The sequence below is a fragment of the Agrobacterium tumefaciens str. B6 genome (genome assembly GCF_001541315.1).
Classification (GTDB): Bacteria; Pseudomonadota; Alphaproteobacteria; order Rhizobiales; family Rhizobiaceae; genus Agrobacterium; species Agrobacterium radiobacter.
In genome coordinates this window covers 284,597-303,331 of record NZ_LMVK01000034.1, presented here as the reverse complement: position 1 = coordinate 303,331, position 18,735 = coordinate 284,597, and the positions used below count along the sequence as shown (strand labels likewise).

Annotated in this window: 18 protein-coding genes; 12 read left to right on the top strand and 6 right to left on the bottom strand. The window is 60.0% G+C overall.

The window, feature by feature from the left end; translation table 11 throughout:
• Positions 1-445: 445 nt before the first annotated feature.
• Positions 446-4,120: a response regulator gene (locus tag ASB65_RS20545; protein WP_060725207.1), complete on the top strand. Its 3,675-nt coding sequence runs from the start codon at positions 446-448 to the stop codon at positions 4,118-4,120.
• 31 nt (positions 4,121-4,151) lie between these two features.
• Here the strand turns inward: ASB65_RS20545 and mnmD are convergent, their stop codons facing one another.
• The gene (gene mnmD / locus ASB65_RS20540; protein ID WP_060725206.1) at positions 4,152-4,907 is read right to left on the bottom strand and encodes a tRNA (5-methylaminomethyl-2-thiouridine)(34)-methyltransferase MnmD; all 756 of its coding nucleotides are present in this window, start codon (positions 4,905-4,907) and stop codon (positions 4,152-4,154) included.
• Here mnmD and ASB65_RS20535 point away from each other — a divergent pair.
• The 9 genes from ASB65_RS20535 (at position 4,906) to ASB65_RS20495 (ending at position 10,854) form a co-directional block, all read left to right on the top strand.
• Positions 4,906-6,114 (top strand): NAD(P)/FAD-dependent oxidoreductase, encoded by a 1,209-nt coding sequence (locus tag ASB65_RS20535; protein ID WP_060725205.1) that lies wholly within the window; start codon positions 4,906-4,908, stop codon positions 6,112-6,114. The two genes, mnmD and ASB65_RS20535, sit on opposite strands and share 2 nt — an antisense overlap.
• A gap of 96 nt (positions 6,115-6,210) precedes the next feature.
• Entirely contained in the window at positions 6,211-6,918 is a 708-nt protein-coding gene (locus ASB65_RS20530; RefSeq protein ID WP_020011455.1) for a DUF1045 domain-containing protein, read from the top strand.
• Positions 6,919-7,121: 203 nt separating this feature from the next.
• Complete coding sequence (gene puuE, locus ASB65_RS20525) at positions 7,122-8,045, top strand: allantoinase PuuE (RefSeq protein ID WP_060725204.1); 924 nt, start codon at positions 7,122-7,124, stop codon at positions 8,043-8,045.
• Positions 8,045-8,542 (top strand): 2-oxo-4-hydroxy-4-carboxy-5-ureidoimidazoline decarboxylase, encoded by a 498-nt coding sequence (uraD, locus tag ASB65_RS20520; protein WP_060725203.1) that lies wholly within the window; start codon positions 8,045-8,047, stop codon positions 8,540-8,542. The genes puuE and uraD overlap by 1 nt, the downstream gene beginning before the upstream one ends.
• 53 nt (positions 8,543-8,595) lie before the next feature.
• Entirely contained in the window at positions 8,596-8,889 is a 294-nt protein-coding gene (locus ASB65_RS20515; RefSeq protein ID WP_003509513.1) for a nucleotidyltransferase family protein, read from the top strand.
• Positions 8,886-9,248: a DUF86 domain-containing protein gene (locus ASB65_RS20510; protein WP_003509514.1), complete on the top strand. Its 363-nt coding sequence runs from the start codon at positions 8,886-8,888 to the stop codon at positions 9,246-9,248. Before ASB65_RS20515 ends, ASB65_RS20510 begins: the two co-directional genes overlap by 4 nt.
• A gap of 3 nt (positions 9,249-9,251) precedes the next feature.
• The gene (locus ASB65_RS20505) at positions 9,252-9,752 is read left to right on the top strand and encodes an ureidoglycolate lyase (protein ID WP_003509515.1); all 501 of its coding nucleotides are present in this window, start codon (positions 9,252-9,254) and stop codon (positions 9,750-9,752) included.
• Positions 9,749-10,105, top strand: a complete 357-nt coding sequence (uraH, locus tag ASB65_RS20500; protein WP_060725202.1) for a hydroxyisourate hydrolase — start codon at positions 9,749-9,751, stop codon at positions 10,103-10,105. The genes ASB65_RS20505 and uraH overlap by 4 nt, the downstream gene beginning before the upstream one ends.
• Before the next feature lie 5 nt (positions 10,106-10,110).
• Positions 10,111-10,854 (top strand): metallophosphoesterase family protein, encoded by a 744-nt coding sequence (locus ASB65_RS20495; RefSeq protein WP_060725201.1) that lies wholly within the window; start codon positions 10,111-10,113, stop codon positions 10,852-10,854.
• Between the two features lie 3 nt (positions 10,855-10,857).
• Here the strand turns inward: ASB65_RS20495 and ASB65_RS20490 are convergent, their stop codons facing one another.
• Positions 10,858-12,126, bottom strand: a complete 1,269-nt coding sequence (locus tag ASB65_RS20490; protein WP_060725200.1) for a D-alanyl-D-alanine carboxypeptidase — start codon at positions 12,124-12,126, stop codon at positions 10,858-10,860.
• A 190-nt stretch (positions 12,127-12,316) separates the two neighbouring features.
• On the opposite strand from ASB65_RS20490, the gene ASB65_RS20485 reads away from it, so the two are divergent.
• Complete coding sequence (locus ASB65_RS20485) at positions 12,317-12,901, top strand: TetR/AcrR family transcriptional regulator (protein WP_060725199.1); 585 nt, start codon at positions 12,317-12,319, stop codon at positions 12,899-12,901.
• The gene (locus ASB65_RS20480) at positions 12,898-13,242 is read left to right on the top strand and encodes a DMT family transporter (RefSeq protein ID WP_003509523.1); all 345 of its coding nucleotides are present in this window, start codon (positions 12,898-12,900) and stop codon (positions 13,240-13,242) included. The genes ASB65_RS20485 and ASB65_RS20480 overlap by 4 nt, the downstream gene beginning before the upstream one ends.
• Positions 13,243-13,436: 194 nt before the next feature.
• Here ASB65_RS20480 and ASB65_RS20475 read toward each other — a convergent pair whose 3' ends face one another.
• The 4 genes from ASB65_RS20475 to puuD form a co-directional block, all read right to left on the bottom strand.
• Entirely contained in the window at positions 13,437-14,570 is a 1,134-nt protein-coding gene (locus ASB65_RS20475; RefSeq protein ID WP_060725198.1) for an alpha-hydroxy acid oxidase, read from the bottom strand.
• Between the two features lie 79 nt (positions 14,571-14,649).
• Positions 14,650-15,369, bottom strand: coding sequence for a sulfite exporter TauE/SafE family protein (locus tag ASB65_RS20470; RefSeq protein ID WP_080868563.1), 720 nt, complete (start codon positions 15,367-15,369; stop codon positions 14,650-14,652).
• 304 nt (positions 15,370-15,673) lie between these two features.
• Complete coding sequence (gene guaD, locus ASB65_RS20465; RefSeq protein WP_060725196.1) at positions 15,674-16,984, bottom strand: guanine deaminase; 1,311 nt, start codon at positions 16,982-16,984, stop codon at positions 15,674-15,676.
• A complete protein-coding gene (gene puuD / locus ASB65_RS20460) occupies positions 16,981-18,243 on the bottom strand; it encodes a urate hydroxylase PuuD (protein WP_003510343.1) in 1,263 nt (420 codons plus the stop codon). Before puuD ends, guaD begins: the two co-directional genes overlap by 4 nt.
• Positions 18,244-18,735: the final 492 nt, after the last annotated feature.

Sequence of the window (18,735 nt, the reverse complement as noted above, 5' to 3'; positions counted from 1 at the left end):
TCTCGGCGTCAAGAACCCCGCGTGAATTGGGAACTTGTGGGTTGGAATAACTTTCTGCGCATCAGTGCGGCACATGCCGTCTTCTGTATTCTTTGCGCTTTTCCTTCATGCGGGCCAGATTCCTTTTTTAAGGAAGTTTTTCTGGTCATACGCTGCAGCTCACGCGGCTGCCAAAGGTGAAAGCTTGAGGGGCATGTGGGCGTTTTGTGCGTCAAAGTCAAGCAATAGTTTTGTAACACGGCCGCAGGAGGGCGCATGGCAGCCATGCATCTCGGTGGCTGGCGAATACCGTGACGGCACAGGCGCAGGCGAAGAATATGGTTAAAAAAGGGTAACGGCACCGTCGGATACATAGCAAAGATCGATTTTCTCACATAACGTTTTTGCGACGGCGTCCAGAACTATTTGATTCGACAAGAATGGACTGCAGGGTGTGGAGTATCGATTGACCGAAGGCTGCGGGTTGCTGGAAAAGGCTTGCAGGGCTGTGGCCGCCCTGGACCTGCCCGCGTGCATCAAGGACAGCGAGCTGCGCTATGTCGCGGTCAACGCCGCCTATGGCCGGGTCATGGGACGCCCGTCCGGAGCGTTCAAAGGATACACCAGCCTTGCTCTTTCCGCGGATATTCGCGATGCCGAGCGGGAGGACAGGGAGCGCCGCTCGCTGGTCTTCGCCACGGATGAGATGATCGCCTGCCATGGCGCGGATTCGTCCGGGCCATATACGCTTCGTTGCGAACGTTTCACCGGTGACGATGGCAATCTGTTCCTGTTCGAAGTGTTCGAGGACATGCCGTCCGCCGTCGTGGAGATTTTTCCTGACGCCGGCAGCGCTTCGGACCTGCTGTTTGACAGCGGCGTGATCGATCTCGTTGATGCGGGTATCGTCATTTATGACCGCGAAAACCGGCTGGTCTACTGCAACGCCCGGTTCAGGGAGTTCTACAGCGCCCTCGGTGTCGAACTGAAGGCCGGCGTCCCGCTCGAGACGCTGATGAGGGCCATTTATTTTTCGAGCGGCTACCGCGATGCGAAAGAAGACGATCCGGCATTCGAAGGGTGGATGCAGGAGCAGTTGCGGGAGTTTTCCCTGCCCTATCTCGAAAGGGTGGAGCAGTTTGCCGATGGCCGCTGGGTGCGCATGGTCAACAAGCGGCTGGAAAACGGCATGCTTGTCGGGCTGCGGGTGGATGTCACCGAGTTCAAGGCGCATGAGACGCTTCTGAGCACGCAGATTCGCGAGACCTGGCTTCTGCGCGCCGCACTGGAGCAATTGCCGGTCGGCGTGTTCCTGAGGGATCAGGACAGGCGGCTGACCTTTGCCAATGCGGCCTATGAGAAATATCTGGGGGGCAGCCTCGCCGACCATATCGGCAAGACCGAATGCGAGATGTTTCCGGAGGAAGGCCTGCAGTTCCAGCGGGAAAACGAGCATATTCTGCGAACCGGAGAGGCCGTTGAAAAGACGGGAAGCGTTCCGCTTTCGGATGGCAGGGTCGTTCCCGTCATCACAAGGCTCGGCCGGGTGGCGACGCCTGACGATGAATATTATCTGGTGGGCTCGGTCACCGATGCCAGCCTGTTGCAGGACCGGGAAAAGGCGCTGATCGCGGCGCAGGCCGAGGCTGAGGCGCTGCACCGCCAGCTCGAAGCGGTTCTCCATGCCCTGCCGGTGGGCGTGCTGCTGCTCAGCGCCGATCTCGTCATCGAATATGTCAATCCGTTCTTCTATGAGGTCTGGGGCGAGATCGGCGGCGAGAAGTCGCTGGTCGGCAAAAGCTATCGCGAATTCATGGAGATGAATTTCGACAGCGGCCTTTATGACTATGGCGACAGACCTTTCGATGAGGTCTATGGCGAGCGGGTGCAGCGGCTTCTGCAGGAGGAGGTCTTTGCGCCGCGCGAGGTGCGCAGCAAAAGCGGCAAGGTCACCGTCATTTCGAAAACCCGGCTCGAAGGCGGAAAAATCCTCAGCACCTATGCCGATGTCACCGATGTGCGCATGCGCGATGTTGAGATCAGCAAGGCGAAGGCCGAACTGGAGCGGGTCGGCGAATATATGCAGGGCGCCACGCGCGCCATGGCGCAGGGGCTGGTGCTGGTCGAGCAGGGCACGATCATCATGTCCAACGAGGCGATGGCGCGCATGTTCGACGTGCCGCCGCATCTTCTGGAAAAGGGCTGCAACTGGTCGGGTTTCTTCGCCCATTGCGCCGGGCGCGGGGATTTCGGCACGGCTGACGAAGCGGCCGGGACGCTTGCCGCCTGGAGGGAGAATATCGCCGCCAACCGGCCGTTTTCTTGGCTCATCCATGTCGCCGGCAAAAGCTGGCTCAATCTGGAAGCCACCAACAGTTCCGGCAATTACTGGCTCATCATCGTTACCGATGTGACCGAGATGAAGCTGCGTGAAGAGGAATTACAGCGGCTGCTGTCACGCGCGGAAGCGGCCGATCGGGCCAAATCGGAATTCCTGGCCAATATGAGCCATGAAATCCGCACGCCGATGAATGGCGTTCTCGGCATGGCGGAGCTTCTGGCCAAGTCCAATCTCGATACGCGGCAGAAGACCTTTACCGATATCATCGTCAAGTCAGGCAATGCGCTTCTGACGATCATCAATGATATTCTCGATTTCTCGAAGATCGAGGCCGGGCAGATGAAGCTGCGCAGCGTGCCTTTCGATCCGGCGGAGGCGGTCGAGGATGTGGTGTCGCTGCTGTCCTCGGCGGCGCTGGAAAAGGACATCGAGCTGATCGTCCGGATCGATGCTTCTGTCTTCGGCAAGGTCATCGGCGATGCCGGACGCTTTCGGCAGATCGTCACCAATATCGTTGGAAACGCCGTCAAGTTTACGGAAACGGGGCATGTGCTGGTCGAGCTTTCGGCGCGGTCGGCGGAAGCGTCCGAGGCCATTCTGTCATTGCGCGTCGAAGACAGCGGCATCGGCATTCCGGCAGACAAGCTCGAAACCATCTTTGACAAGTTCAGCCAGGTCGATGGCTCCGCGACGCGCCGACACGAAGGAACGGGGCTGGGGCTGGCGATCACGGTCGGCCTCGTCGGTCTGTTCGACGGCGCGATCAATGTCGTCAGCGACGTCGGCAAGGGATCGGCCTTCGAAGTCAATATTCCGTTTCAGGTGATCGAGAGACAGCGCGAGCTTCCGCTTCTTTCCGTGGCGATCGACGATATCCGTGTGCTCGTGATCGACGATAACGATGTCAATCGCCGCATATTGACGGAGCAGCTGAGAAGCTGGGGCGTAGACGGCCATGCGGTGGAAGACGGGCCTTCCGGCATCGCCGTGTTGCAGGAGGCAGCCTCGCTCGGCTTTTCCCTCGACGCCATCATTCTCGATTATCATATGCCCGTCATGAACGGGCTGGATGTGGTGGAGCGCATCCGCGCGGATGCGCGCTTTGACGACATCGCCATTGTTTTCCTGACCTCCATGGATGTCGTCGGTGACGAGACGCTCTTTACCGATCTCAACGTGCAGGCGCATCTGATGAAGCCGGCGCGGGCGCGGCTCCTGCGCTCCACCCTGTTCGATGTGGTGCGGGATGTGCGGCTGAAGCGCGCCCGGCAGGCTCCGTCCCCGCGTGAGACAGGCCGCGGTGAGGGCGCCATCCGGCCGGAAAACGGCGCCGTCGAAAGGAAACAGCGGGCTGATATATCACCGGCGGTGCCGGCGCGGCATCGGCCCAGCCTTGTCGATGTGCTGGTGGCCGAGGACAATGACGTCAACCAGATTGTTTTCACCCAGATATTGCAGCAGGCGGGTCTGCGTTTTCTGATCGTCGGTAATGGCAAGAAAGCCGTACAGGCGTGGCAGGAGAAAAATCCTGCCATCATCTTGATGGATGTCTCGATGCCGGTCATGAACGGGCATCAGGCGACGCAGGCCATCCGCGCGGCCGAACAGACCGCCGCCGACGGCAGGCATGTGCCGATCATCGGCGTTACCGCCCATACGCAGGAGGCGGATCGGGAACTATGCCTGGAGGCGGGCATGGATGATTATCTGTCGAAGCCCATCAGCCCGGAAACGCTTGAAGACAAGATCGCGCAATGGCTGGGCGAAAACATGCCGCGCCGCGACGCGCCGGGCGTCTGAGTTTCCGACTAGAATATGCTTCTGCCTGGCGTCAGCCGAAGGGCTTGGTGCCGCAGAGCATCTCGCGCTTCCCGGCAAATCCTTTCCGGCGCTCCAGCTCAAAACTGGCGGCGATGAGGTTGCGGCGAACGAATCCGGCGGCGGCATAGGTGGCGAATGTGCCTCCCGGCGTCGTCTTTGCGAAAAGCGCCTGCATGATCTCCAGCGACCACATGTCCGGATTGCGCGCGGGTGCGAAGCCATCGAGAAACCAGGCGTCGAAACTTTCCGCGCTTGCGGAAATGCCGGCGAGCGCCTCGCCGCAAACCACCGTCAGCTGCGTTTCGTCATCGAGCTGGATCTCGACCCGGCCTTTCGGCTCGGCAGGCCAGAGCGCGGTGAGCGCCTTGCGTTCGGCATCCACTTCCGGCCAGCGGGAAAGCGCCCGGTCGATTTCCTCCGCCTTCATCGGGTAGAGTTCGAAGGAGATGAAATGCAGCCTGGAGCGGCCGTTGCGGGCCTCTTTCCATTGGCGCCATGTCTCGCAGAGGTTAAGCCCGGTGCCGAAGCCGAGTTCGCCGATGCGGAAGACACCCTCCCGTTCGAGCCAGCGCTCTGGCAGGCCGTTTCCGGAGAGGAAGACATGGCCGCATTCCAGCCTGCCGTCCGTCTGGCAATAAAAATGGTCGTCAAAGGCCAGTGAATAGGGCATATCCCCGTCACGCCAGTCGAGCGCGGTGGGGGGTTCTCCGGTCGCTGCGCCGGTTTCTGGGCCAGTCTCTGTGATAGTTTCGTTGGAATGTTTCATGGCTAAAGCCGATAATCCCGGTTTCGAACAGGGTCAATCGCCAAGATTGCCGGCTTCCATGCCGCTCCTCATCATCGGCGGCGGCATTATGGGGCTGTGGGCCGCCGTCAAGGCGGAAAGGCTCGGCATCGATACATTGCTGGTGGAGGCGGATCGCCCCGGCGGCGGCGCCAGCGGCGGGCTGCTGGGCGCGTTGATGCCGCATATGCCGGATCGCTGGTCGGACAAGAAGCAGTTCCAGTTCGATGCCCTCGTTGCGCTGGAAAAAGAGATCGCCGGGCTGGAAGCGGAGACCGGGCTTTCGGCCGGCTACCGCCGCTCAGGCCGGATCATTCCACTGCCGAAGCCGCATCTGCGCGCCATTGCCGAGCGGCATGAACTGGATGCGCTGGAGAACTGGGTGTCGGGTGAGCGCCGGTTCCATTGGCATGTCGGCGACAGCCCTTCGGTTGCGGGCTGGGTGGATGACGCGGCGGGTGAGGCGGGTTTCGTGTTCGATACGCTGGCGGCGCGGGTCTCGCCGCGTGCGATGATCGCCCTTCTTTCGGCTTTTCTTGACAGGGCGCGGCATGTGCGGCTGGCGCAGGGTTGCCGCGTCCTTTCGCTTGACGCGGATGCCGGGCGGGCGGTGCTGTCGTCAGGCGACGAGGTTGCTTTCGGCCATGTCATTGTTGCCAACGGGCATGATTCTTTTCCCTTGATCCGCGATGCTCTCGGTCTGGAGGCGGGCGTTACGCTCGGGCAGGCGGTGAAGGGGCAGGCAGCGCTTCTCGACGCGGCGGTCGACCCGGCGATGCCGGTCGTTTTTCTGAACGGACTTTATATCGTGCCGCATGAAGACGGCACCGTTGCGATCGGCAGTACCAGCGAAGATTGTTTTTCCGATCCCTTAAGTACCGATGAAAAGCTTGAAAAACTGCTTGCCGACGCGTCTGCCGTTGTTCCCTCGCTTGCCGGCGCGCCGGTGCTGGAACGCTGGGCCGGGCTGCGGCCGAAGGCGGTGGGGAGGGACCCGATGGTGGGCGCGATCCCCGGCCATCCGAGGATCGTTGCGCTGACCGGCGGCTTCAAGGTCAGCTTCGGTCTTGCACATTTTCTTGCCGATGCGGCGTTTCAGACCGTGTGTGGTCACACGCCTGTCATCCCCTCGGGCTTTCACCTTCAACAACACGTGAGTATTGCCGTCGCGGACTTTAGAAAGTTCTGATCAGGCCGCCCACGTCGTTAATCTGTCACGCAAATCACTTATCTGCTGGCCTGCAAAGAGGCCGGTTTGTCCGCATTTGCGGCGAGGTGACAGCGCATGCGATACGCCATTCATTTCACGCCTTCCCCCAATGACCCCCTGACGCAGGCGGCCGCCGCGTGGTTGGGGCGCGATGTCTATTCCGGTCAGGCGGTGGAGCCTCCGGGCACGATCGACCTCGGCATGCAGGAGATTTCCTACCATACGGCCCTGCCGCGCCGGTATGGTTTCCATGGCACGATCAAGGCTCCCTTCCGCCTTGCCGAAGGCCATTCCGAAGCAGCGCTTTTGCGGGACCTGATGTATTTTTCCGGCAGGCAGGATCCTTTCATGTTGCCACAACTGGTGGTGGCAAGGCACGACAATGTCTTCAGTCTTGTTCCCGAGCGTCCCTGCGAAGTGCTGCATTTTTTTGCCGCCCGCGTGGTGCAGGAATTCGACCGCTACCGTGCGCCGCTTTCCGAGGCGGAAATCGAGCGGGCGGATCCCGACCGGCTTTCGGCCTCGCAGCTCACCAATCTGCATCGCTGGGGCAGCCCGCATGTGATGGACGAGTTCCGGTTCCAGATGTCGCTGACGGGCGGTGTGGAAGCTTCCAGCACCCAGAGGATCGAGCGGGCCGTGCGCAAGGTTTTCGAGCCGTTGCTGACCCGGTCCCTGCAGTTCTCCAGCCTTGCGCTTTTCATCGAGGATGAACCGGGCGCGCCTTTCCGCGTACACTCGCTTCACCCCATGGGTCGCGTTTCCGCCCGCAAGATTGCCTGAAGAGCACATCGCCGCAATCGTATACAAAAAAGCATCGGAATGTCGGCAAGATTGATCTCGACATTCCGGATGCGGATGCTACCGTTCGGATATCGCATATCTGAAGCGTGTGTTGTGCTCCCTCGGTGTCATCGCGCTTCAGAGGTCTGTTTTATGTCTCCCTGATCGGTTTCCGCTTTGGGAGAGATGGTCTGGGTGGCTGAATGATTTCCGAAAATTACTCCCGCAATCTGGTGGGCTACGGTCGCAATGTTCCCGATCCAAAATGGCCGGGCGGCGCGCGCATCGCCGTGCAGTTCGTCATCAATTATGAGGAGGGCGGCGAGAGCTGCATTCTCGACAATGACAAGGCGTCGGAATCGCTGCTGTCGGAAATCGTCGGTGCGCAGCCCTGGCCCGGCCAGCGCAACCTGAACATGGAATCGATTTACGAATATGGCTCGCGCGCCGGCTTCTGGCGGCTGTGGCGCATGTTCACCGGTCTCGGCGTCACCACCACCGTTTATGGCGTGACCGCCGCCATGGCCCGCAACCCCGAAGCTGTCGCGGCGATGAAGGAAGCGGGATGGGAAATCGCCAGCCACGGTTACCGTTGGCTGGAATACAAGGATTTTTCCGAAGAGGAGGAGCGCAAGCACATAGTCGAAGCCGTGCGTCTGCACACGGAGGTTACCGGCGAGCGTCCCTATGGCATGTATCAGGGCAAGCCTTCCGACAATACGCTGCGTCTTGTCATGGAAGAGGGCGGTTTCGTCTATTCGTCGGACTCCTATGCCGACGATCTGCCCTATTGGGTGAAGGGCGCGAAGGATGAGCCTTTCCTGATCATTCCCTATACGCTTGAAACCAACGATATGCGTTTCGCCACGCCGCAGGGGTTCAATTCCGGCGACCAGTTCTTCACCTATCTGAAGGATGCTTTCGATGTGCTTTATCAGGAAGGTATTGAAGGCGCGCCGAAGATGATGAGCGTCGGCCTGCATTGCCGCCTTGTCGGCCGTCCCGGCCGCGCGGCAGCACTTCGCCGTTTCATCGAATATGTGCTCGGCCATGAGAAAGTGTGGATCCCGCAGCGCATCGAGATCGCCCGTCACTGGCATGAGCATCACAAGCCGGAGGCGCTCTGATGGTGACCCGTGAGGACTTTGTCGCCCGCTTCGGCGGCGTGTTCGAACATTCGCCCTTCATCGCAGAACGGGCCTATGATGCCGGCGGAGCGGGCCTGGAACTGACGGCGAAGGCGGTTCACGCTGCGCTTAGCGGGCAGTTTCGCGTCGCTTCCGAGGCGGAAAGGCTCGGCGTGTTGCGGGCGCATCCCGATCTTGCCGGCAAGCTGGCGATCGCGGGCGAGTTGACAGCCGACAGCCGCAACGAACAGGCCGGTGCGGGGCTGGACCGTCTTACCCCGGAAGAACATGCCCGTTTTACCGAATTGAACAGCGCCTATACCGAAAAATTCGGCTTTCCCTTCATCATCGCGGTCAAGGGGCTGAACAGGCACGATATTCTCTCGGCGTTCGAGACACGTATCGGCAATGATGCGGCCGAAGAATTTGAGACTGCGACGGCGCAGGTGGAAAAGATCGCCTGGCTGCGTCTTTCCGCGATGCTGCCGGAAGGCTGAATTGGCGAGTTGGGGTCGTTCTGCTAGAATCGCGCTGACTGGAGATGGAGATCATGAGACCTTCCGAGGTGCTGGAAAAGAACAGGGAAGCGATCCGCGAAGCGACGAAGCGCTTCAACGCGGCGAACCCGCGCGTGTTCGGCTCCGTCGCCCGCGGTGAGGACCGGCCGGACAGCGATCTCGACATTCTGGTGGATGCATTGCCGGGTGCCACCTTGTTTGATCTGGGCGGCTTGTTGGAAGAGCTATCAGCCATCATGCGCGGCACAGAAATTCATCTATTGACGCCAGGGGATTTTCCCGAGCGTGTTCGTGTGAAGGTTTTGCAGGAAGCGAAGCCCGTATGAGCGCCGAGCGACTGCATGTTTATCTTCAGGACATCAGACAGATTGCTTCGGAAACCATCGAATTCGTTCGATTGAAGACAAAGGACGAATTTCTGGCTGACCTGGTCCGTCAACGGGCGGTGGCGATGAACCTTCTGATTATCGGCGAAACGACGGCGCGGATAATGGAAGAGTTTCCGGCTTTCGTGGCGGATTTTCCGGATATCCCGTGGGTCAAGATGCGCGGCATGCGGAACAGGATCGCGCACGGATATCTGAGCATCAATCTGGAAACCGTTTGGGATACGACACAGACGGCTATACCGGATCTTCTGGACAGACTCTTACTTCTGCAAAACTGGCATGCCCAAGGTGAATGACATTTGACTGATTTTCTCGACATAGAACCTCTCACCAAAGAGGCTTTCGCATCCTTCGGCGATGTGATCGAAATCACGCCTTCCTCCATGCGGGCCATCAATGGCGGCCAGACCGAACGGCATCATGCGCTTGCCGCACCCGAGGCGGCGGGCGAGGGCGCACGCATCATCCTCAACATCTTCCGGGGGCAGCCGCGGGTGTTCCCGCATAACATCGAGATGATGGAGCGGCATCCGCTCGGCAGCCAGAGTTTTTCGCCACTGTCCAGCAGGCCTTTCCTCGTCGTCGTTGCGGAAGATGACGGAGGCCGTCCGGCGCGGCCGCAGGTATTTCTGGCGCGCGGGGACCAGGGTGTGAATTACCGCCGCAATGTCTGGCATTATCCGCTGATGCCATTGCAAACTGTTTCGGATTTTCTGGTTGCCGACCGCGAGGGACCGGGCAACAATCTGGAAGAGTATTTTTTCGATAAGCCCTATATGATCGCGGAGCCCAGCCTATGACCGGTTTGACAACCCATGTGCTCGATGCCGCCCATGGCACACCCGCCGAAGGGCTGGTGATCGAGCTTTACCGGCTCTCCGGTGATCGCCGCGAGAAGCTGAAGACGGTGAAGACCAATAACGACGGCCGTGTTGATGGCGGGCCGCTGCTTGTCGGCGACAGTTTCAAGGCCGGCGAATATGAACTGGTTTTCCATGCCGGTGATTATCTGCGCGGCAAGGGCATCGCGCTTCCGGAGCCGGCCTTTCTCGATATTATCCCGATCCGTTTCGGTATTGCCGATGAGAGCGGCCATTACCATGTGCCGCTTTTGCTTTCGCCCTATAGCTATTCGACCTATCGAGGAAGCTGATCGCCATGATCTTTGCCGCCATTGCCGATATTCACGGAAACTGCGCCGCACTCGAAGCCGTGCTGGAGGATATCGCCAGGCTTGGCATCAAGGACATCGTCAATCTCGGTGATTGTTTCAGCGGTCCGCTGGAAGCGGGATTTACCGGCGATGTGCTTGTTGGCAACTGGATACCCAGCATTCGCGGCAATCATGATCGCGAGCTGATCGAGCGCGCGCCGGAGGAGATGGGGAGCTGGGAACGACCCGCGCATGCGCAGCTGAGCCCAGCCCATATGGACTGGCTGCAAACGCTGCCGTTCAGCATGGTGTTCAAGGACGTCGCCTATTGCTGCCACGGCTCACCGCGCGGCGATCTGGAATATTGGCTCGAGACGCTTTCGCCGGAAGGCGTTTTGAAATTGCGGCCGCTCGCCGAAATCGAAGCCATGGCTGATGGTATCACCCAGCCGCTGATGCTGTGCGGCCACACGCATATTCCCCGTGCCGTGCAGCTTTCCGATGGCCGGCTGATCGTCAATCCCGGCAGCGTCGGCTGCCCCGGCTGGAAGGACGACACGCCTTTCGACCATCACGTCGAGGCCGGCCATCCGCTCGCCACCTATGCCGTGCTGGAAGAGACCGGGCGCGGTTGGCAGGTCTATTTCCGGAATATCCGTTACGACAATCTGGCCATGTCCGAAATGGCGCGGGTCAACGGCATTCCCTATCTGGCTGATGCCCTGGAGAACGGCTGGCTGAAGCGCTAGTCATCACCCCTCGCTGGTCATCACCACGCAGGCGTAGGATTGCGCCTTCAGTTCCTTGCAGGCGGAAACGGCCGAAGACTGATCTTCGAAGCCGGTGAACCGGGCGCGGTAGAGCGTCGCCGATCCGCTTTGTACTGCTTCGGTATAGGGAGCGATCCCGGCATAGCTGCCGATGTTGGAACGGGCATTGGCGAGCAGCGAGCGTGCGGCGGCTTCGCTGTCGGTTGCGGCAATCTGCACTTCCCAGCGGCTTCTCTGGCCCGTGGGCTGGCCAATGGCAGCGGCGGGTGCGGGTTTCGGAATGGCGGAGACCTGGATCATGTCGGCCATCTGGTTGTTGGCCGTGGCGATCTGCATGGCGACCGGGTCGGAGCGGCGTTCGGCGAACATGGGGAGCGGCACGGCTGCGGGCGGCACATCGAAGGTGCGGCTGACACTGGCGCTGGCGACGAGCTGTTCGGTATTGCGGCTTCTCGATGCCTGCGGCACGGCCTTGTCGAGAAGGGCGGCCATCTGCGCATCGCGACTGCGCGCGGTCTTACCGCCCAGCACGACGCCGACGACGCGGCGGCCATTGTGATTGATGGCGCTGACGAGGTTGAAGCCGGAGGCATTGGTATAACCGGTCTTGATGCCGTCCATGCCCTGATAACGATACATCAGATTGTTGTGGCCACGGATGCGTTTTCCCCGGAAACTGAAGGATTCCATGGCGAAGAGGCCATATTCCTTGGGAAAGTCGCGCTGCAGCGCAAGGCCGAGCTTGGCCATGTCGCGCGCGGTCGTCACCTGCGATTTGCTGGGCAGGCCGGAGGCGTTGCGGAACACCGTCTTGGTCATGCCGAGCTGGCGGGCCTTGCGGGTCATCATGTCGGCGAACCGCGCTTCGGAGCCGCCGAGGTGATCGCCCATGCCTTCGGCCATGTCATTGGCGGATTTGACGATCATGCCATAAACAGCCTCGCGCACGGTGAAGGTCTTGCCCTGTCGCACATAGAGCTTCGAGGGGATAACGGCTGCACCATTCTTGGACATCGTTATCTTCTGGTCCCAGCGAAGCCGCCCGGCGTGCAGCGCCTCGAAGGTCATGTAAAGCGTCATCATCTTGGTGAGTGATGCCGGGTGGTTCAGCACATCGGCATTTCGGGAGGCCAGAACCTTGCCGGTATTGGCATCCATGATGAAATGGGCATAGCCGGCCTGCGCAGGGGATGCCTGCAATGAGAGGATCGCGCAAAAGAAGGTGAGTGCGAAACCCCGTCCCCCCGCCATTCCCCGTTTGACCGTTCCCGACATAATCCACCCCTTTTTGTTCGATCGCCGCGATGGACGAAGTTTTACTGACACTTTCCGGCAACAAAACCGCTAAAACTTTAGAGATCGTTTTCATGCTTAATTAAGTATGAATTTCAACCCGATGGCTGCCCTCACAATTTTCTTGAAAAGAAACCAACCATCCGGTATGTTTATTGTTATGACAAATGCACATGAACGCAAGAAGCAGCCTGAGATCGTGCGCCGCAATCTTCTCGATTGCGCGGCGAAACTTGCTGCTGATCAGGGTGTTGCGGCGCTTTCCGTGCAGGCGGTGGCGGACGCGGCGGGAGTGACCAAAGGGGGGCTGTTTCATCATTTTCCTTCCAAGCAGGCGTTGCTGGAGGCTGTCATGGCGGACCTTCTGGCGGCATTGGACGCGGAAATCGATGTGCTCGTCTCACAGGATTGTGAAGCTTATGGATGCTTCACGCGGGCCTATGTGAACGCGGTTTTCGCCGATCGAGACCGGGATTCGGGCAGACAGTGGGCTGCACTATCGGTGTCGATGGTCGGTGAACCGTCGCTCAGGCGCATGTGGACCGGCTGGTTCGAGGGGCGCCTTGCCCGTCATAAAGAAACGGATGACGGGGTGGTACTGGAGATGGTGCGGCTTGCGGCTGATGGCATCTGGTTTGCCGATCTTCTGGCCGATGACGGCAGGGCAGGTGGCGACAGGGTGGCTCTCAAGGCCCGGATGATCGCCCAGACGAAAAGGGAAACGGAACGATGAACGCGGCAATCTTCACCTATGGGGCGCTCGTCGCGGCCATTGTCTGCGAGGTCATCGCCACCTCTTTCCTGCAGCAGTCGCAGCAATTCACCCGGTTGCTGCCAACAGTGCTGATGGCGCTGTTTTACGGTGCGGCCTTTTATCTGCTGTCATTCACGCTGCGGGCGCTGCCGGTCGGTGTGGCCTATGCGATCTGGAGCGGGCTCGGCATCGTGCTGATTTCCGGCATCGGGTATTTTGTTTTCCGCCAGACGCTTGATCTCGCCGCCGTGGTCGGCCTCGGCTTCATCATCACCGGCGTGGTGATTGTGAATGTGTTTTCGAAGACGGTGGGGCATTGAGGGTGGTTATTTGCATGTGGGATTGGTGACAGAGGGCGATATACACACTCCGTCACCCCGGACTTGATCCGGGGTCCAGTGCGGTCAAGTCCTTGATCGCGAAAGGCTGATTTCTCACGGCGCAGACGCGCCGTGGCTGGATGCCGGATCAAGTCCGGCATGACGGAAGAGAAGACTACCGCCCTCTGTCACCATCACGCCAGAATACTGCGATCCACATCCGTAATCAGCCGCTTGCCGCAAAGCGCCATGCTGACATCCATCTCCTTGCGGATGATCTCGAGCGCTGTCGTCACGCCCTGTTTGCCATCGGCACCGAGGCCATAAAGGAAAGGCCGGCCGATATAGGTGCCTCTGGCGCCGAGCGCCACGGCCTTCAGCACATCCTGACCCGAGCGGATGCCGCCATCAATATGTACCTCGACCTTATCGCCGACGGCGCCGACGATCTTCGGCAGCATCGCGATGGAGGAGTGCGCGCCGTCGAGCTGGCGGCCGCCATGGTTGGAGACGATGATGGCGTCGGCGCCGGTATCGAGAGAGGCGCGCGCATCTTCCTCGTCAAGAATGCCCTTGAGGATCAGCTTGCCGCCCCAGCGCTGCTTGATCCACTCGACATCCTTCCAGGACAGGCGCGGATCGAATTGTTCGGCCGTCCAGGAGGAGAGCGATGACAGGTCGGAGACATTCTTGGCGTGGCCGACGATATTGCCGAAGCTGCGGCGCTTGGTGCGAGCCATGTCCATGCACCATTTCGGCCGGGTCGCCATCTGCCAGATATGTTTCGGGGTGAATTTCGGCGGTGCGGAGAGGCCGTTGCGCAGATCCTTATGGCGCTGGCCGAGAATCTGCAGGTCGAGGGTCAGCACCAGCGCAGAGCATCCGGCGGCCTTGGCGCGGTCGATCAGATTGTTGACGAAGTCACGATCCTTCATCACGTAAAGCTGGAACCAGAAGGGTTTCGAGGTGACCGAGGCGACATCCTCTATGGAGCAGATGCTCATGGTGGAGAGCGTGAAGGGCACGCCGAATTCCTCCGCCGCTTGTGCGGCCAGCATTTCGCCATCGGCATGCTGCATGCCGGTGAGGCCGGTGGGGGAGAGCGCTACCGGCATGGACACCTTCTGGCCGACCATTTCGGTCGCCAGCGACCGGTCGGTCATATCAACCAGCACGCGCTGGCGCAGCTTTATCTTCGAAAAATCATCCTCATTGGCGCGGTAGGTGCCTTCCGTCCAAGCGCCGCTATCGGCGTAGTCGAAAAACATTTTTGGCACACGGCGCTGAGCCTGTTGCTTCAGGTCCGCTATGGTCAGGATTTTGCCCATGGATAAAGCCTTCACATTTGAATGATGGCTTCACATAACATGAATGGGATGGCTGCAACATCAAAATCGACGGGGTTGATCACCAGAAAGCCCGCAAAAACAGTTCGGCCCCCAATAAAAGCAGGCAGATGAGGAACCAGCGCCGGAATGTCGCAGGGCTGACGATGTTGCGGATCTTCTGGCCGAGCCACATGCCGAGAAGCGCCGGCAGGATGGCGAGCGCGGACAGTGACAGATGCTCGACGTGGAAGGCGCCCTGCGAGGCGAGGCCTACGGCGAGTGCGACGGTGGAAACGGTGAAGGAAAGGCCGAGCGCTTGCACGAGATCGTCGCGGGTAAAACCGAGCGACTGGATATAGGGCACGGCGGGCACGACGAAAATTCCGGTTCCGCCGGTCAACAGGCCGGTCGCCAGCCCAATGGTGGGAGAGAGCTTCGGTTCCAGTCTCGCAGGAATGGCGAAGGGCTTTGCGAAAAGGCTGTAGGCCGCATAAGCCGCAAGGCACAGGCCGAGCGCCGACGTGGTCCAGATGCCGGCGCCTGCCGTCATCAGCCGGACGCTGAGAAGCGTGCCGGCGGCGATGGCGATCATCATCGGCCAGAGCCGCGCCACGATAGCCCTGAAATCCGGGCCGGCCAGCAATTGCCAGATATTGGTGATGAAGGAAGGGAGGATGAGCAGCCCTGCGGCAACAACCGGCGGCATGAAGAGGCCGAGCACGCCCATGGCGACGGTGGGCAGCCCCATGCCGGTGACGCCCTTGACGATGCCTGCGACGGTGAAGGTGGCAAAAACCATCAGCATGGTGGTTGTGTCTAAATCCGGCACGGGCGCACTCCAGAGGTCATTCGCATTTTGGCCGGGGGTGCCAGCCAGACATAGAAAGCGAGCGGGTGCGGCACGGTTTCTTCTCCCCGCCGGGGAGAAGGTGGGCCGAAGGGTCGGATGAGGGGGCGACGTTGCCGTATCTCACCACCCTTGCCCCCTCATCCCGCTGCCGCGGACTTCTCCCCGGCGGGGAGAAGAAAGACGCGGCACCCGCTCGATTCAATATGTGACTGTGTAAATGAGTTTGTGGCTAAGTGCTTCGGCCCAAGCCGAACTATGCAAGCGTGCTTTTCATCGCCTTGCCGGCCACGTAGGTTTCGACGACGGTGCGGTCGTCGCCCATGGTGAGCATCAGGAACAGTTCTTCCGTCAGGCTTTTCACTACTTCCATCTTCAGCGCCATGGCGGGGGTGGAAGAGGCGTTGAGCACCGTGATGTCGGCGTCCGTGCCGGCTTCCAGGGTGCCGATGCGGTCGACCATGGAAAGCGCCTCGGCATTGCCGCGGGTCATCAGATACCAGCTTTCCAGCGGGTTCAGGCGCTCGCCCAGCAATTGCTGGATCTTGTAGGCCTCATCCATGGTGCGTAGCATGGAATAGCTCGATCCGCCGCCGATATCGGTCGCAACGGCGATCCGCACCGGCTTTTCGCGACGCTGCAGCTCCTTCATCGGGAACAGGCCGGAGCCGATGAAGAGGTTCGAGGTGGGGCAATGCACGGCCACCGCGCCGGTTTCCGACAGCACATCCGCTTCGCGCTCTGAGAGGTGGATGGCGTGGCCGAGCAGGGTCTTTTTGCCCATCAGGCCGTAACGCACATAGATATCGGTATAGTCGGTCGCTTCGGGGTAGAGTTCGCAGGTATATTTGATCTCGTCCAGATTTTCGGAGAGATGCGTCTGGATGAAGAGATCGGGAAATTCCTGCGCCAGCGCCTGGGCGGCTTCCATCTGCTTCGGCGTGGAGGTGATGGCGAAGCGAGGGGTGATGGCGACGTGGTTGCGGCCCTTGCCGTGCCAGTCGGCGATCACTTGCCGGGTCTCGTCGTAGGAGGTCTCGGGCGTGTCTAGCAGGCCCTGCGGGGCGTTGCGGTCCATCATCACCTTGCCGCCAACCATCAGCATGTCGCGCTTCATGGCTTCGGCAAAAAAGGCGTCGGCGGAGGTTTTGTGCACGGAGCAATAGGCGGCGGCAGTGGTGGTGCCTTGGCGCAGGAGTTCGTCGTAAAAATGCGTGGCGATGCGCTGGGCATGCGCGGTTTCAACGAAACGGCATTCTTCCGGGAAGGTATAGGTGTTCAGCCATTCCAGCAGATTGGCAGCGTATGAGCCGATGACCTGCATTTGCGGAAAATGCAGGTGCATGTCGATAAGGCCGGGCACGATGAGATGCGGCCGGTGATCCTTTTCCTCGATGTCATCAGGCGCTTGGCTGCGAATATCGGCATAATCGCCGATGGCGGCAATCTTGCCGTTTTCGAGAAGCAGGCCGCCATCTTCGATATAGAGATAGCTTTGCGTATCGTCGATCGAGAGCGGCGCGCGGCGGAAGCTCAGCAGGCGGCCACGCAGCAGAACCATGCTCATTCAGTCTTTCCTTCGGCTTTTCCTGTCCCGGACACCGCGCTTTCATACCAGGCGGTCAGCACCTTGCGCTCATCCGGGGTGATGGCTGTGATGTTGCCGGGAGGCATGGCATGGCTGCGCCCGGCTTGCAAATAGATTTCACGCGCGTGGGCGGCGATCTGTTCGTCGGTTTCGAGCTTCACGGATTTGGGCGTAAACGGCACGCCTTCCCACACCGGCTCGGCGGCATGGCACATGGAACAGCGGCCCTGAACCACATCACGCGCCTTGGCGAAATGGGCGTCGCTGACGAATTGCTGCTGCATGGGGGAGAGGGTGGCGGCCTTCTGTTCCTCCTCGCCGGTCAGCACTTTCGGCACGGTGGAAAGCCACATGATGACGATGAAGATCAGCGCAGTCAGCAGCCAGGTCCATGTCGGCTTGCCCTTGCGGGCATGGGTGGTGTTGAACCAGTGGCGGATGGTGACGCCCATCAGGAAGACGAGTGCGGCGATGATCCAGTTGAACTGCGTGGCAAAAGCCAGCGGATAATGGTTCGACAGCATGAAGAAGATGACGGGCAGCGTCAGATAGTTGTTGTGCAGCGAGCGCTGCTTGGCGATGCGGCCATATTTCGGGTCCGGCGTGCGCCCGGCGATCAGGTCGGCAACCACGATCTTCTGGTTCGGAATGATGATGAAAAACACGTTCGCCGACATGATGGTGGCGGTAAATGCGCCGAGATGCAGGAAGGCGGCGCGGCCGGTGAAGACCTGCGTATAACCCCAGGCCATCGCCACCAGCGCGACATAGAGCACGATCATCAGGCCCCAGGTATTGTTGCCGAGCGGCGATTTGCAGAGGAAATCGTAAAACAGCCAGCCGATGGCAAGCGAAGCGAGCGAAAGACAGATGGCCTGGAACTGGGTGAGCGCCAGCACGGAATGGTCGATGAGGAAAAGATCGGCGCCACCGTAATAAACGATGCAGAGCATGGCGAAGCCGGAAAGCCAGGTGACGTAGCTTTCCCATTTGAACCAAGTCAGGTGCTCGGGCATCTGGGCGGGGGCGACCAGATATTTCTGGATGTGATAGAAACCGCCGCCATGCACCTGCCATTCCTCGCCATAGGCCCCCGGCGGCAGATGCGGCCGTTTGACCAGCCCGAGATCGAGCGCGATGAAATAAAAGGATGAGCCGATCCAGGCGATGGCGGTGATGACGTGGAGCCAGCGGACGGCAAAAGCCATCCATTCCCACGCAATGGCGTATTCGTACATGCGGTTCCCCTGATCCTTGTGCAGCGCACCTTGCGAGAAATTTGACCGTTAGGAAAGTGAAAAGCAAAGGTTGGAACGTGATTGTTCACAATCCGATGCCTTTGTGTCCGCAATCTCGTTTCGGTTCGCCCATGCACGCGGGGTGGCCCGGTAAAGTTGCAGCCGCTCATTCCTGTCGCAGTTTGTGCTTAGCTGGCTAACGCGACTCAGCTATTATCCTTTGTGCAGTCTGCTGATGTGCTAAAATATAAGGCTGCGGAGCCCGCGGGCGCGCCTCGTCGGAAATCCATTCCGGTTTTACGCCGATGCGCAGGGTTTCAATGACATGTTTCGCTGGCGGTTCTTCCGAAAGCGGGCGCTGCGAACCCTGGGTGGGGCAGATCAGGGGGCAGGTATCGCAGTTCCCGGTGCCGTTGTGTCCGGGTGGGTGTTGATGTGAAATTTGAATAAAGGGACGCAATGATCTTCCGGCGGCCGCCGTTGTTTCAACGG